General features: G+C 63.8%; 14 protein-coding genes. 5 read left to right on the top strand and 9 right to left on the bottom strand.

Annotated features, from left to right (window positions below):
- Positions 1-85: 85 nt before the first annotated feature.
- The 7 genes from J7548_RS05340 to J7548_RS05370 form a co-directional block, all read right to left on the bottom strand.
- Entirely contained in the window at positions 86-415 is a 330-nt protein-coding gene (locus tag J7548_RS05340) for a DHCW motif cupin fold protein (protein WP_290971329.1), read from the bottom strand.
- A 16-nt stretch (positions 416-431) separates the two neighbouring features.
- Entirely contained in the window at positions 432-1,628 is a 1,197-nt protein-coding gene (locus J7548_RS05345; protein ID WP_290971331.1) for a PLP-dependent aminotransferase family protein, read from the bottom strand.
- Positions 1,629-1,698: 70 nt separating this feature from the next.
- Positions 1,699-2,157, bottom strand: a complete 459-nt coding sequence (locus J7548_RS05350; RefSeq protein WP_290971333.1) for a RidA family protein — start codon at positions 2,155-2,157, stop codon at positions 1,699-1,701.
- A gap of 183 nt (positions 2,158-2,340) precedes the next feature.
- Positions 2,341-3,261 (bottom strand): DMT family transporter, encoded by a 921-nt coding sequence (locus J7548_RS05355; protein ID WP_290971335.1) that lies wholly within the window; start codon positions 3,259-3,261, stop codon positions 2,341-2,343.
- Between the two features lie 32 nt (positions 3,262-3,293).
- The gene (locus J7548_RS05360) at positions 3,294-3,890 is read right to left on the bottom strand and encodes a LysE family translocator (protein WP_290971337.1); all 597 of its coding nucleotides are present in this window, start codon (positions 3,888-3,890) and stop codon (positions 3,294-3,296) included.
- A gap of 1 nt (position 3,891) precedes the next feature.
- Complete coding sequence (locus J7548_RS05365; RefSeq protein WP_290971340.1) at positions 3,892-4,254, bottom strand: DUF2917 domain-containing protein; 363 nt, start codon at positions 4,252-4,254, stop codon at positions 3,892-3,894.
- The gene (locus tag J7548_RS05370) at positions 4,251-5,291 is read right to left on the bottom strand and encodes a threonine dehydratase (RefSeq protein WP_290971343.1); all 1,041 of its coding nucleotides are present in this window, start codon (positions 5,289-5,291) and stop codon (positions 4,251-4,253) included. The genes J7548_RS05365 and J7548_RS05370 overlap by 4 nt, the downstream gene beginning before the upstream one ends.
- 144 nt (positions 5,292-5,435) lie before the next feature.
- Here J7548_RS05370 and J7548_RS05375 point away from each other — a divergent pair, with 144 nt between their 5' ends.
- The 5 genes from J7548_RS05375 (at position 5,436) to J7548_RS05395 (ending at position 11,696) form a co-directional block, all read left to right on the top strand.
- The gene (locus tag J7548_RS05375) at positions 5,436-6,947 is read left to right on the top strand and encodes a PLP-dependent aminotransferase family protein (protein ID WP_290971346.1); all 1,512 of its coding nucleotides are present in this window, start codon (positions 5,436-5,438) and stop codon (positions 6,945-6,947) included.
- Positions 6,948-7,074: 127 nt separating this feature from the next.
- Entirely contained in the window at positions 7,075-8,985 is a 1,911-nt protein-coding gene (gene htpG, locus J7548_RS05380; RefSeq protein WP_290971349.1) for a molecular chaperone HtpG, read from the top strand.
- A gap of 329 nt (positions 8,986-9,314) precedes the next feature.
- Positions 9,315-10,448: a GNAT family N-acetyltransferase gene (locus tag J7548_RS05385; protein WP_290971352.1), complete on the top strand. Its 1,134-nt coding sequence runs from the start codon at positions 9,315-9,317 to the stop codon at positions 10,446-10,448.
- Between the two features lie 161 nt (positions 10,449-10,609).
- Positions 10,610-11,134, top strand: coding sequence for an FUSC family protein (locus J7548_RS05390; RefSeq protein ID WP_290971355.1), 525 nt, complete (start codon positions 10,610-10,612; stop codon positions 11,132-11,134).
- The gene (locus tag J7548_RS05395; RefSeq protein ID WP_290971358.1) at positions 11,109-11,696 is read left to right on the top strand and encodes a GNAT family N-acetyltransferase; all 588 of its coding nucleotides are present in this window, start codon (positions 11,109-11,111) and stop codon (positions 11,694-11,696) included. The genes J7548_RS05390 and J7548_RS05395 overlap by 26 nt, the downstream gene beginning before the upstream one ends.
- An 80-nt stretch (positions 11,697-11,776) precedes the next feature.
- Here the strand turns inward: J7548_RS05395 and J7548_RS05400 are convergent, their stop codons facing one another.
- Together J7548_RS05400 and J7548_RS05405 are read right to left on the bottom strand one after the other, a co-directional pair.
- The gene (locus J7548_RS05400) at positions 11,777-12,229 is read right to left on the bottom strand and encodes a hypothetical protein (RefSeq protein ID WP_290971361.1); all 453 of its coding nucleotides are present in this window, start codon (positions 12,227-12,229) and stop codon (positions 11,777-11,779) included.
- A 213-nt stretch (positions 12,230-12,442) separates the two neighbouring features.
- A complete protein-coding gene (locus tag J7548_RS05405) occupies positions 12,443-12,886 on the bottom strand; it encodes an Mpo1-like protein (RefSeq protein ID WP_290971364.1) in 444 nt (147 codons plus the stop codon).
- Between the last annotated feature and the right edge of the window lie 11 nt (positions 12,887-12,897).

Here is a 12,897-nt window from a genome sequence, read left to right on the forward strand (position 1 = left end):
TATCGGCCGAATGGCCGTCCCGGAAAAGAAAAAGCCCGCATCACGCATGATGCGGGCTTTTGCCATTACAGAATCGCAGGAAGACTCAGTCGACGATAAACAGCTTGGCGCCAATCTCGGTCGACGACCGATGCGGCTCGGCATTGTCAGCCACCTGGTAGCTCATGCCCGGCTTGAGGACGAAAGTACGGCCGTCCTCCAGCTCGGTGTGCAACTCGCCCTCCAAGCACAACAGCACATGCCCCTTCACGCACCAGTGGTCGGCCAGGTAGCCGGGCGTGTACTCCACCATGCGTACCCGGATGTCGCCGAACTTGCAGGTGCGCCAAAACGCCTTGCCGGTAATGCCGGGATGCTCGGTGGCATCGATCCGGCTCCAGTCGGTGATGCCGAACGGCAGGTTCTCGATCTTCATCGGAGCGGTCGCCGGATTACAGCTTGGAGGCGATCAGCTTGCCCAGGCGTTCCACGCCGGCGCGGATCTGCTCCGGCGGCACGGTGACGAAGGACAGGCGCATGGTGTTCTTCTCCGGGGTGTTGGCGAAGAACGGCGCGCCCGGCACGAAGGCGACCTTCTCTTTTTCGACGGCTTCGTTGAGCAGCGCGCCGGTGTCGATGTGCTTGGGCAGCGTGACCCAGACGAACATGCCGCCTTCCGGCTTGCTCCACGAGCAGCCAGCCGGGAAGTACTGTTGCAGCGCGTCCAGCATGGCCTGGCACTGGTCGCCGTAGAGCTTGCGGATGGTCGGCACGTGCTGGTCGAGGAAGCCGTCCTTGATCGCCTCGTACACCACCATCTGGGTCAGTTGCGCGGTGTGCAGGTCGGTGGCTTGCTTGGCCTGCTCCATCTTCAGGACCAGCGGGCGCGGGGCGACCACGTAGCCGAGGCGGATGCCGGGGGTCAGCACCTTGGAGAAGGAACCCATGTAGATCACGCCCGACGGGTTCATCGACAGCATCTTGGGCAACGGCGCGTTGCGGTAGCTCAGGGCGCCGTACGGATCGTCCTCGATCAGCGGCAGGCCCAGGCGGGCACAGGTCTCGACCAGCTTGATGCGGCGCTCGGTCGGCAGCGTGCGGCCGGTGGGGTTCTGGAAGTTGGGCAGCGAGTACAGCATGCGGGCGCCGCCGGCGATGGCTTCGATCGCATCAGGCTGCAGGCCGTTTTCATCCGACGGAACCGATTCGAACTTGGCGCCGTACAGCGCGAACGCCTGCAGCGCGCCCAGGTAGCTGGGGGTCTCGACCAGCACCTTGCTGCCTTCGTCGATCAGCACCTTGCCCAGCAGGTCCAGGCCTTGCTGCGAGCCGGACACCATCAGCACCTGCTCCGGCAGGATCTGGGCGCCGTCGGTGGAGAGCGAGCCGGCGATCCATTCGCGCAGCGGCAGGTAGCCGTCGGTGGGGCCGTATTGTAGGGCGACCTTGCCTTGTTGCGTCAGCACGCGGTCGAACGCGGCCTTCATCTGTTCCACCGGGAAGGTCAGCGGCGACGGCAGGCCGCCGGCGAAGGAGGTGATGTCGGGACGCATCGTCACCTTCAGGATTTCACGGATGGCCGAGCTTTGCATCTTGGTAGCGCGGTCGGAGAACTGCCATTGCAGCGGTGCGGGATTTTCGAGTTTCATGGTGTTTCTACTGTTCTGCGATGAGATGGTGACGGCGGGCCGTCCGGGTGTTCTAGCTGCGGCGGATTGCTCAGGCAATCTCGGCGATCATTTCGATCTCGACGCAGGCGCCCATGGGCAGTTGCGCCACGCCGAAGGCGGAACGGGCGTGCTTGCCTGCTTCGCCGAAGACTTCGCCGATCAGCTCGGAGGCGCCGTTGGTCACCAGGTGGTGTTCGGTGAATGCGCCGGTCGAGTTGACCAGGCTCATCAGTTTGACAATGCGCTTGACGCGGGTGAGGTCGCCGCCGCAAGCCGCCTGCAGGGTGGCGATCAGGTCGATCGCCACTGCGCGCGCCGCCTGCTTCGCATCTTCGGTGCCGATGTCGTTTCCGAGCTGCCCGACCCATACCTTGCCATCCTTCTTGGCCAGGTGGCCGGAGAGGAAGACGGTATTGCCGGTTTGCGCATACATCACGTAAGCCGCCGCCGGGGTTGCCACGGCCGGCAGTTCGATGTTCAGTGCTTTCAGCTTTTCATAAACGGACATACGGTGCTCCTTGTTTTGCGTCGCATCGCGCCGGCCGGTAGGCCGCACGTGCTCTGCTTGTTAAGAAAAAATACAAGACGACGATTATCTCAAATATCCTGGGTTTTAGCCCGACAATTGCGCATCCCGGCGGCTCGCAATGCACATTTCAGCCAGGCAATGCCCGGCCGCCCCTGCGCGGCGCTATCGACGAACCGCCATGCGCCGCCCGACCGCCACCACGGCGATCACGGCCAGCGCGAACAGCATATTGCTCGCATCCAGCGCCTCGCCGGCGATCACGGCGGCGCCCAGCAGGCTCATGAAGGGTTGCAACAATTGCACTTGTCCGACGCGGGCGATGCCGCCCAGGGCCAGGCCCTTGTACCAGAAGAAAAATCCGATGAACATCGAGAACAGCGAGACATAGGCGAACGCCACCCACGAGGCCGGCGAGGCCGTCACGCCGTATTGCCAGCCCAGCCACAGCGAGACCGGCACCATCACCGGCAGCGAAATCACCAGCGCCCAGGCGATCACCTGCTGCCCGCCCATCGTCTGCGACAGGCGGCCGCCTTCGGCATACCCCATGGCCGCAGTCACCACTGCGGCGAACAGCGCGAAGTCGGCCAGGTGGAAACTGCCCCCGCCCTCGCGCAGCGCAAAGGCGATGACGATGCCGGAACCGGCCAGCGCCGCCAGCCAGAAGCCGGCCGAGGGGCGCTCGCCGAAACGCAGCGCGCCGAACAAGGCGGTGGCCAGCGGCAGCAGCCCCACCACCACGGCGCCATGCGCCGCCGGCACGTAGCGCATCGCGATCGAGGAAAACAAGGGAAAGCCCACCACCACGCCCAGCGCAGTGACGATCAGCCCGCGCACCTGCTGCGCATTCGGGCGCGGCGCCTTCATCCACGCCAGCAGCGCCAGCGAGCACAGGCCCGCCACCACCGCGCGCCCGAAGGCGATGAAGGCCGGATTCAGCTCGGCCACGGCGATGCGCGTGAACGGCAGCGTGAGGCTGAAGATGGCCACGCCGACCAGCCCCAGCCACATGCCCCGGGATTCGTTGCGCGATATCTGCGGCGACGGCGTCACTTCGCCGCCCCGATTGGTCTGTGCTTGCATGCGCTACCGCTCCTTGGGTGAATTCGTCCTGTTCAGAACCAGATCGCCAACGCCGAATACAGCGTCAGCAGCACCATCGTCACGGCAAATACCGTGCGCCACAGCGGCTGGTCGAGATAGCGCCGCAGCACCGCGCCGGCGCCGGCCCATATCGAGACGCACGGCAGGTTGATGGCGCAGAAGATGAAGCAGTAAAGCAGGATTGCCAGCCATGCGGGGCGATCATGCAGTATCGGCATGAAGGCGGAAGCGCCGGTAATGGCCATCACCCAGGCTTTCGGATTGGCGAACTGGAACGCCGCCGCGCCCCAGAACGACATCGGCCTGGCGGCCTCGCCCGCGCCGCCGGCCACGCGCATGTCGCGCAACTGCCAGGCGAGGTAAATCAGGTAGGCCGAGCCCAGCACCTTGAGAATGAAGGTCATCCCGGGCACCGCGATCACCAGCGCGCCTATACCGAATGCGCATAAGGCCAGCAAGACGCCGAAGCCGAACGTGATGCCCAGCATATGCGGCACCGAGCGCTGGAAGCCGAACCAGATGCCTGATGAGGTCAGCATGATGTTGTTGGGCCCCGGCGTGATCGAGGAAACGAAAGCGAACGACATCAGCGGCAAAAACATTTCCATGTCAGCGCCCCTCCCCGTTGCCCGGCAGGGCTGATGCCCGATAGCCGGCAGTGCCGCCCAATGCCGCCGCCAGTCCGCGCACGCCGGCGCAGCACAGGCGCAACCAGGCCTGCGCGGTCTGCATCGCCACCGGCTCGATGCGCAGGTTGGAGAAGCGGTCGGCCTCGATCACCGCCAGCGCGCCCGGCAACAGCACCATGCTGTCGCCGGATTCCAGCCAGAAATCGTCGGTGCGGCCTTCCTGCGTCACCCACACGCGACCGTGGCTGACCGCCAGGGTGCAGACCTGCATCACGCGCGCAGTGCGCACCTGGCGACGTTGCAATGACAATTGACAGGGATTGCGATCGGATTGCGAAGTCATGCCACCCTCCTCTGCGCCAGTTGCAGCACCGGCGCACTGGTTTCCAGATCGAATGCGGTTTCGCGCAGCAGCACACGGGCGAATACATCGTGGTCGACATTGCCGCCCGACAGCGTCACGCCGATCTTGCGCCCCTGCAACCGCGCCCGAATCTGCAGCGCGGCCGCCAGCGCACAGGCGCCGGCGCCTTCGGCCACGTTGTGGGTGGCGATGAAGAACATTTTCATCGCATCCATCACTTCGTCGTCGGTGACGGCGATCACCTCGTCGACTTCGGCGCGCAGCACCGCCAGCGAGGCCTCGTCGGGCACGCGGCAGGCGACGCCGTCGGCGATCCTGGTCGACACCGGCGACTCGACCTTGACGCCCTGTTCGAACGACAGCTTGTAGGCCAGCGCGTGCGCCGACACCACGCCGATCACGCGCGTCTTCAGCCCCAGCGCATTGCGCGCGGCCACCGCACCGCACATGCCCGAACCCTGGCCGATCGGCACCAGCACCGCATCCAAGTCCGGCTGCGCGGCCAGCAGTTCCATCCAGTAGGTCGATACGCCCGCCACCAGGTCGCGGTGGAACGAGGGGATCATGTGCAATTGCTGCTCCTGCGCCAGTTGCTGGGCGTGTTCGCGGCTTTCCTGGAACTCGCTGCCGTATTCCACCAGCGAGACGCCCAGGGCGCGCATGGCGGCGTTCTTTTCGCGGCTATTGCCTTGCGGGACGACGATGGTGGCATGCAGGCCGAAACGGCTGGCCGCCAGGCCGACCGACTGGCCGTGGTTGCCGCGCGTGGCGGAAATCACGCCGCGCACTTGCGGCTGCCGGCGCGCCAACTTGTCGAGGTAGACCATGCCGCCGCGTACCTTGAAGGCGCCGGTCGGCGCATGGTTCTCATGCTTGACCCACACCTGCGCGCCCAGCGCCTGGTTCAGCAGCGGCCAGGACAGTTGCGGCGTCGGCGCCATCGCGCCATAGACCACCTTGGCGGCCTGTTCGATGTCGGTACGGCTGGGCAGCAGTTCGGCGGCGGCGTTGGTCATGGCGTGTCTCCTTGGAATGGCTTGAATTGGATGAGGCGATGGCGTTGCTTTCCATCAGCCTTGCATTGGAAGCCATCCTAATCGACAATACCAGTACAGTACCTATACACTTAATCAAATAACCTCGAACATTGTCACGGCAAAATGACCAATACAGTGAAGCGATCCAGGCTGTTGCACCAGCCCTCTCCGGCCGCCAATGCGGTGAGGACCGAGGGCGCGCCCGTCCAGGGCTGGCCCCTGCTCTCGCGCGAAAGCAAGGACTCGCTGGTGGAACAGATCGTGCGCGGCATCCGCTCGCGCATCGACGACAAGCTGCTGCGCACCGGCGCGCGCATGCCCTCGATCCGCCAGTTCGCGGAAATGCACGAGGTGTCGCGCTTTACCGTGGTGGAAGCCTATGACCGCCTGGTGGCCCAGGGCTTCCTGGAGTCGCGCCGCGGATCGGGCTTCTACGTGAAGGAACGCTCGCCGCTGGGCGTGGCCGCCAGCTATGCCGCCGATGCGCCGGTACGCGACGAAGCCGGGGATGCGCTGGACGTGGTCTGGCTGGTGCGCAACATGTTCCGCCAGATGCCGCCGCAGAAGATGCCCGGCGCCGGCCTGCTGCCGCCGGACTGGCTGGACGGCGAACTGATCTCCAACGCGCTGCGCGCCATCAGCCGCGACAACCCGTCGCTGCTGCTGGGCTATGGCACGCCGCAGGGTTTCATGCCGCTGCGCCACCAATTGCAACTGAAGTTGACCGAACTGGAAATCGCCGCCGGCCCCGAGCAGATCGTGCTGACCACCGGCGTGACGCAGGCGCTGGACACCGTCGCCCGCCATTTCCTGCGCCCCGGCGATGTGATCTTCGTCGACGACCCGGCCTGGTTCCTGATGTTCGGCTCCTTCGCCGCGCTCGGCGCCAAGGTGGTCGGCATCCCGCGCCTGGCCGACGGGCCCGACATCGCCAAGCTGTCTGAGCTGGCGGCGCTGCACAAGCCCAAGCTGTACGTGGTCAATTCGGTGTTGCACAACCCCACCTCGACCTCGATGTCGGCCGCCAAGGCGTTCCAGGTCTTGCGCATCGCCGAGGAAAACGACTTCCTCATCGTCGAGGACGACATCTACTGCGACATGCATCCCGGCTCCACGGTGCAGCCGGCCACCCGCATCGCCGCGCTGGACCAGTTGCACCGGGTGATCTACCTGGGCGGGTTTTCGAAGACGCTGTCGGCCAACCTGCGGGTCGGCTTCATCGCCACCTCGGCCGAACTGGCGCGCCACCTGGCCGACCGCAAGATGCTGTCGACCCTGACCACCGGCGAGATCGGCGAACGCGTGGCCTACAAGGTGCTGTCGGAGGGGCATTACCGCAAGCACGTGGAGCGCCTGCGCACGCGGCTGACCAGCGTGCGCGACAAGGTCGTGCGCCAGCTGGAGAAACTGGGCGTGGACGTGGGCGACCCGCCGCCCTGCGGCATGTTCCTGTGGGTGGACACCCATTGCGACACCAACGTGCTGACCGAAAAGGCCATGGAACAAGGCTTCCTGCTGGCGCCGGGCTGCCTGTTCTCGCCCTCCCAGCTGCCCTCCACCCGCATGCGCATCAACATCGCCAGCATGGCCGATCCGGGGATCTGGCGCTTCCTGGAGCACGAACTGGGGCGCTGACTCCATCCACGGCTGTAAAAAACCATGAAAATGCGGTTGAAAACCGCATTTCCCTCCCTATATCTGGCCCCGTTAAGATTCTCCTTCCCTATCCACCACTTGCTTTAATGACAAGGAAATAAGAAACATGGCATCCGCAAAACAGACCATGGGCTTCCAGGCCGAAGTCAAACAGTTGCTTCAATTGATGATCCACTCGCTGTACTCGAACAAGGAAATCTTCCTGCGCGAGCTGATCTCCAACGCTTCCGACGCCGCCGACAAGCTGCGTTTCGAAGCCATCAACAACGCCGCCCTGTTCGAAAACGATCCCGACCTGAAGATCAAGGTCAGCTTCGACAAGGCCGCCCGCACCATCACGATTTCCGACAACGGCATCGGCATGAACCGCGACGAGGCGATCTCGCACCTGGGCACCATCGCTAAATCCGGCACCAAGGAATTCTTCTCCAAACTCTCCGGCGACCAGCAAAAGGACGCGGCCCTGATCGGCCAGTTCGGCGTCGGCTTCTACTCCGGCTTCATCATCGCCGACCGCATCACGGTCGAGACCCGCCGCGCCGGCACGCCGGCTAGCGAAGGCGTGCGCTGGGAATCCGAAGGCGCGGGCGACTTCTCGATCGAAGCCATCGACAAGCCCAACCGCGGCACCGACATCATCCTGCACCTGCGCGAAGGCGAGGACGAGTTCCTCTCTTCCTGGCAGTTGAAGTCCATCATCCGCAAATATTCCGACCATATCTCGCTGCCCATCCTGATGAACAAGGAAGAATGGGACGACGAGAAGAAGGAAACCGTCGTCAAGGACGAACTGGAAACCGTCAACCAGGCCAGCGCCCTGTGGACGCGCAGCAAGTCCGACATCACGCCCGAACAGTACGAGGAGTTCTACAAGCACATCTCGCATGACTTCGGCGCCCCGCTGGCCTATACCCACAACCGCGTGGAAGGCCGCAGCGAATACACCCAGCTGCTGTACATCCCGGCGCGCGCGCCGTTCGACATGTGGGACCGCAACAAGCGCGGCGGCATCAAGCTGTACGTCAAGCGCGTGTTCATCATGGACGACGCCGAGCAACTGATGCCGGTCTACCTGCGCTTCGTCAAGGGCGTGATCGATTCGGCCGACCTGCCGCTGAACGTCTCGCGCGAAATCCTGCAGGAATCGCGCGACGTGCGCGCCATCCGCGAGGGTTCGACCAAGCGCATCCTGAGCCTGCTGGAAGAACTGGCCAACAGCGACGAACAGGCGCAAAAGGACAAGTACGCCGGTTTCTGGACCGAATTCGGCCAGGTGCTCAAGGAAGGCATCGGCGAAGACGCCGCCAACAAGGAACGCATAGCCAAGCTGCTGCGCTTCGCCTCCACCCACGACGACAGCGAGGTCCAGGGCACCTCCTTCGCCGACTACGTCGGCCGCATGAAGGAAGGCCAGGACAAGATCTACTACGTCACCGCCGAGAACTACCGGGCCGCAAAGAACAGCCCGCACCTGGAAATCTTCCGCAAGAAGGGCGTGGAAGTGCTGCTGCTGACCGACCGCGTGGATGAATGGATGCTGTCCTTCCTGCAGGATTTCGACGGCAAGGAGCTGGCCTCGGTGGCCAAGGGCGGCCTCGACCTCGGCAAGCTGGAAAACGAAGCCGAGAAGAAACAGCATGAAGAAACGCAGGCCGACTACAAGGACCTGGTCGAGAAGATGAAGACCGCCCTGGCCGACAAGGCCAAGGACGTGCGCGTGACCTTCCGCCTGACCGATTCGCCGGCTTGCCTGGTAGCCGACGAGAACGAGCTGTCCGGCAACCTGGTGCGCATGCTCAAGGCGGCCGGCCAGAATGCGCCGGAGTCCAAGCCGATCCTGGAAATCAACCCGGACCACCCGCTGGTGCAGCGCCTGAAGTATGAGGAAGCCAAGTTCGGCGACTGGTCGCACATCCTGTTCGACCAGGCCCTGCTGGCCGAAGGCGGCGCGCTGGGCGACCCGGCCGGGTTCGTCAAGCGCCTGAACGATATGCTGTTGGGAATGGCGTCGAAGTAATTCTCCTCTCATTTCGTCCTGCATCGGTAATGAAAACGGCGGCCCTTGAGCCGCCGTTTTCATTTGCCCGGCGCCTTCCCGCCTGTTTCGCTTCTTTATCCCCCCCTGCTCTTCGTGCGCTTGCGCAGGCTCGGATTCCTCCACCCATTCCCGGTGCAAAATTTACTGAAATGCACCTTATTCGTAATTTTTTGTTAAGATAAAATCCCTATGCAATGGGAATAATTGCAATGGAACAACTACGTATCCGTGCTGAATCGTAAGTTGATAAAAATAGCATTTCGCATAAGAAATAAAACAGGGGTGGGGAAATGCGGCGGGAAACGACATTGGCGGCTGCCAGGTTGCAGCTCCAGGTAATACATCATTTCGAAGAGCTGGCCGCACTCGCCAGCGAATGGGATGCGCTTGAGCAAAAGCTCTACCTGCGCACGCCGTTCACTTCATCGGCCTGGAATCTCCTGTGGTGGCGCCATCACCGCGAATCCAAGATGACGATCCAGGACGAGCTGTATTCCTTCGCCCTGCGCAACGACCGCGGCGAACTGGTCGCGGTCGCACCGATGATGGTCAGCCTGCGGCCGGGCATCAAGGCGCTCGGCATCCGGGTGCTGCAGTTCTTCGGCGCCGATCCCAACATCACCGAAATCCGCGGTCCCATCTGCGATCCGGAATACCGCGAACTGGTCGTGGCCACCCTGCAAAACTACCTGCACACCTGCCGACGCAAATGGGACTGGATCGAATGGCAGGGCTTGTCGCTGCCGCAGGCGCTGATCCTGGCAACGCCCTCCGCCGCACAGCCCATGCCGCGCGTGGTCTGCTACCTGACGCTGCCGCCCACCTGGGAAGAACTCAAGACCAGCCTGTCGCGCAACATGAAGGAAGCGATCCGCAAATGCTTCAATTCGCTCAAGCGCGACCGGCACAGCCATGAAATGCATGTGGTCAGCAAACCCGACGAAGTGCATGCCGCCATGCAAACCTTCTTCGACCTGCACACGCTGCGCGCGACAACCGGCAACACGGTGGAACATCCGAACGTGTTCCGGCACGAGAAGAGCCGCCGCTTCCTGACCGAGTTTGCCCACAAAATGGCGCAGCATGACCGCCTGCGCCTGTTCCAGGTGAAGATCCAGGGCAAGGTGGTCGCCACCCGCATCGGCTTTGTCTGCGGCCGCCACCTGTATCTTTACTACTCGGGCTATGACGTCGAATGGGGCAAGTACAGCATCATGACCACGGTCGTGGTGCACGCGGTGCAATGGGCGATCGCGAACGGCTTCGAATACCTCAACCTGTCGACCGGGCGCGACTATTCGAAAATGCGCTGGCAGCCGAACGAATACCTGCTGCACAACGCGATCCAGATTTCCCCCCGGCTGCGCTCCGCGCCCCTGTTCCACGGCTATCACAAGATCCGCTCGGGCGCCTTTTCGCGCTTCATGGCGCGCCGCGGGTAGGCGCTTCGCCCGGCGCCGCCTCATTGCATTGGATGCGGCGTCGGCAACGATCGGCTACACTGTCGGGCCCTGCATCCCGGCATGCGCGCCGACCGCAACGTTTTCGGCGCCGGCAGGCTGATATCCCCCAACCCGGGCCGGCTGCGCCCGGCAACCGCACCATGGAATTCAACTTCATCAACCCGCGCAAGAACGCCCTGGTCTACCTGGTCAAGATCCTCTCGGGTTGCCTGGTCCTGTGGTACGGACTGCGCGCGGCCGGCATCGAAGAACCCTACTGGGCGATGATCTCGCTGATCGTCGTCACCGAACCCGACATGACGGTGGCCAAGGCCAACTTCCGGGCGCGGCTGATCAACACCCTGTCGGGCTGCGTGGTGTCCTGCATCGCCCTGGTCATCTTCGGCCCCACCTTCCTGGCCATGCTGGTGGCGCTGACCGCCGCCGTGGTAGTGGCGATGCTGTTGCAGAACTACCCCAGCAACTGGCGCCTGGGGCCGGCGACGGTGGTCATCCTGCTGTCGGCCGCCTTCTCCGGCAACGGCCTGAACCAGGAACTGCACCTGGCCTTCATGCGCGTGGGAGAAGTCATCGTCGGCAGCGCCATGGCGCTGCTGCAGACCGTACTCTACATCTGGCTGTTCAAACGCCGGCAACCACATGAACAACGACCTCCCGCCCCCTGATCCGGCGATGCTGCAAGGGGCACGGGTGCTGCTGCGCCCCTGGCGGCCCGAAGACCGCGACCCGTTTGCCGCCATCAACGCCGATCCGCTGGCGATGCGGCATTTCCCCGCCCCGCTCTCCCGGCACGACAGCGATGCGCTGGCCGATCGTATCGAAGCGCATTTCGCCCAGTACGGCTTCGGGCCATGGGCGCTGGAAATTCCCGGCGTCAGCGAATTCGCAGGCTGCGTCGGCTTGCTCAATGTCTCGTTCCAGGCCCACTTCACCCCGGCGGTGGAAATCGCCTGGCGCGTGGCGCCGGCGTTATGGGGAAAGGGCTACGCCACCGAAGCGGCCGCCTGCGCAATACGCCATGGCTTCCGCGCCCTGGCGCTGCCGGAAATCGTTTCGTTCACCGTCCCCGCCAACCTCAGGTCGATCGCCGTCATGCAACGGCTGGGCATGCAGTGCGACATCCGCGAAGACTTCCTGCATCCGAACCTGCCCCCGCAACATCCGCTGCGCCTGCATCGCCTGTACCGGCTCCGGCGCGGGCAATGGCTGGAACAGCAAGGCTCTTGACGGCGCGGCCGGCGAAGATGGACGAAAAAAAAAAGCAGGACCGAAGTCCTGCTTTTGGATAAAGCCAAAGCGAGAAAAACTCAGTGCGTCACGCGGGTAGTGCGGCCATTGGACAGCAGGCGCACGCGCTCGCCGACGCGGAACGGCTCGTCCGCATCCTGGGTGATGGCGCGCAGTTCGCCGTTGTCCAGGCGCACGGTGATTTCCAGGCCGGGCTGGTTGGCCAGACGCGCTTCTGCCTGGTTGCCGAGGATGCCGCCGGCCAGGGCGCCGACGATGCCTGCCGCCAGCGCGCCGTTGCCGCCGCCGATGTTGGAACCGGCCGCGATGCCGCCCAGCGCGCCACCTGCCAGGGTGCCGACGCCGGAGGCGCCCTTGTCGATGGTGACGTTGCGGATCGACTCCACCACGCCCATGCGCACCGTTTGTTCGCCCTGCGCCTGGCGGGTGTTATAGACGCTGGCCGAATTCGGCGTGTAGGCGCAACCCGCCACCAGCGCGCCCAGCGCAACGATTAAAAGCAATTTCTTCATACAGATACTCCGACGGAAAATTCGCCCGGTCCCGGGCCGTTTTGGGCTTGCCGATCGCAGGGCGGCATGACCGCGCCATTTCCCCATCCGGCAAGCAACTGTCCACATATTAATACAAACCAGCTACAGACCGGGTTCCAGCCGCTTCGTTCCCGCCGGCATTCCTCTCCCCTCCCGGCAGCCGCGGGACGCGCAAAAATCGATGGAAACGGGTTAATACCGGATATGCCAGCGCCGGTACAACACCCCCAGCACGAACAGCGGGCCGATCAGCAGGAACCGCAGATCCTCGAAAAAGGAAGGCTTCTTGCCCTCGATCCTGTGGCCGATGAACTGCCCGATCCATGCCGCCACGAAGACCACTACCGACAGCGGCAGCACCGCCGCTGCCGGCAAGCGGGCCAGGATCAGCATCATCACTGCCGACATCGCCAGCATGCCTACCGCGAACGGCGGCGACAGGCTAAGGTAATACGCCAGCGCAACCGCCGCGACCACCAGTGCCACGGCCGGCGATACCGTCCAGCACAGCCCCAGCAGCGACAGCACGATGGCAGGCACGCACACGCAATGGATCAGTTCGTTGACCGGGTTCTGGTGGCTCTCGGCATAACGGGACAGCAACTGGTCGATACGGCGCGGGGTAACTGTATTCATACCTGCCTCCG

It is taken from the genome of Herbaspirillum sp., from assembly GCF_017744395.1.
Taxonomy (GTDB): Bacteria; Pseudomonadota; Gammaproteobacteria; order Burkholderiales; family Burkholderiaceae_D; genus Herbaspirillum.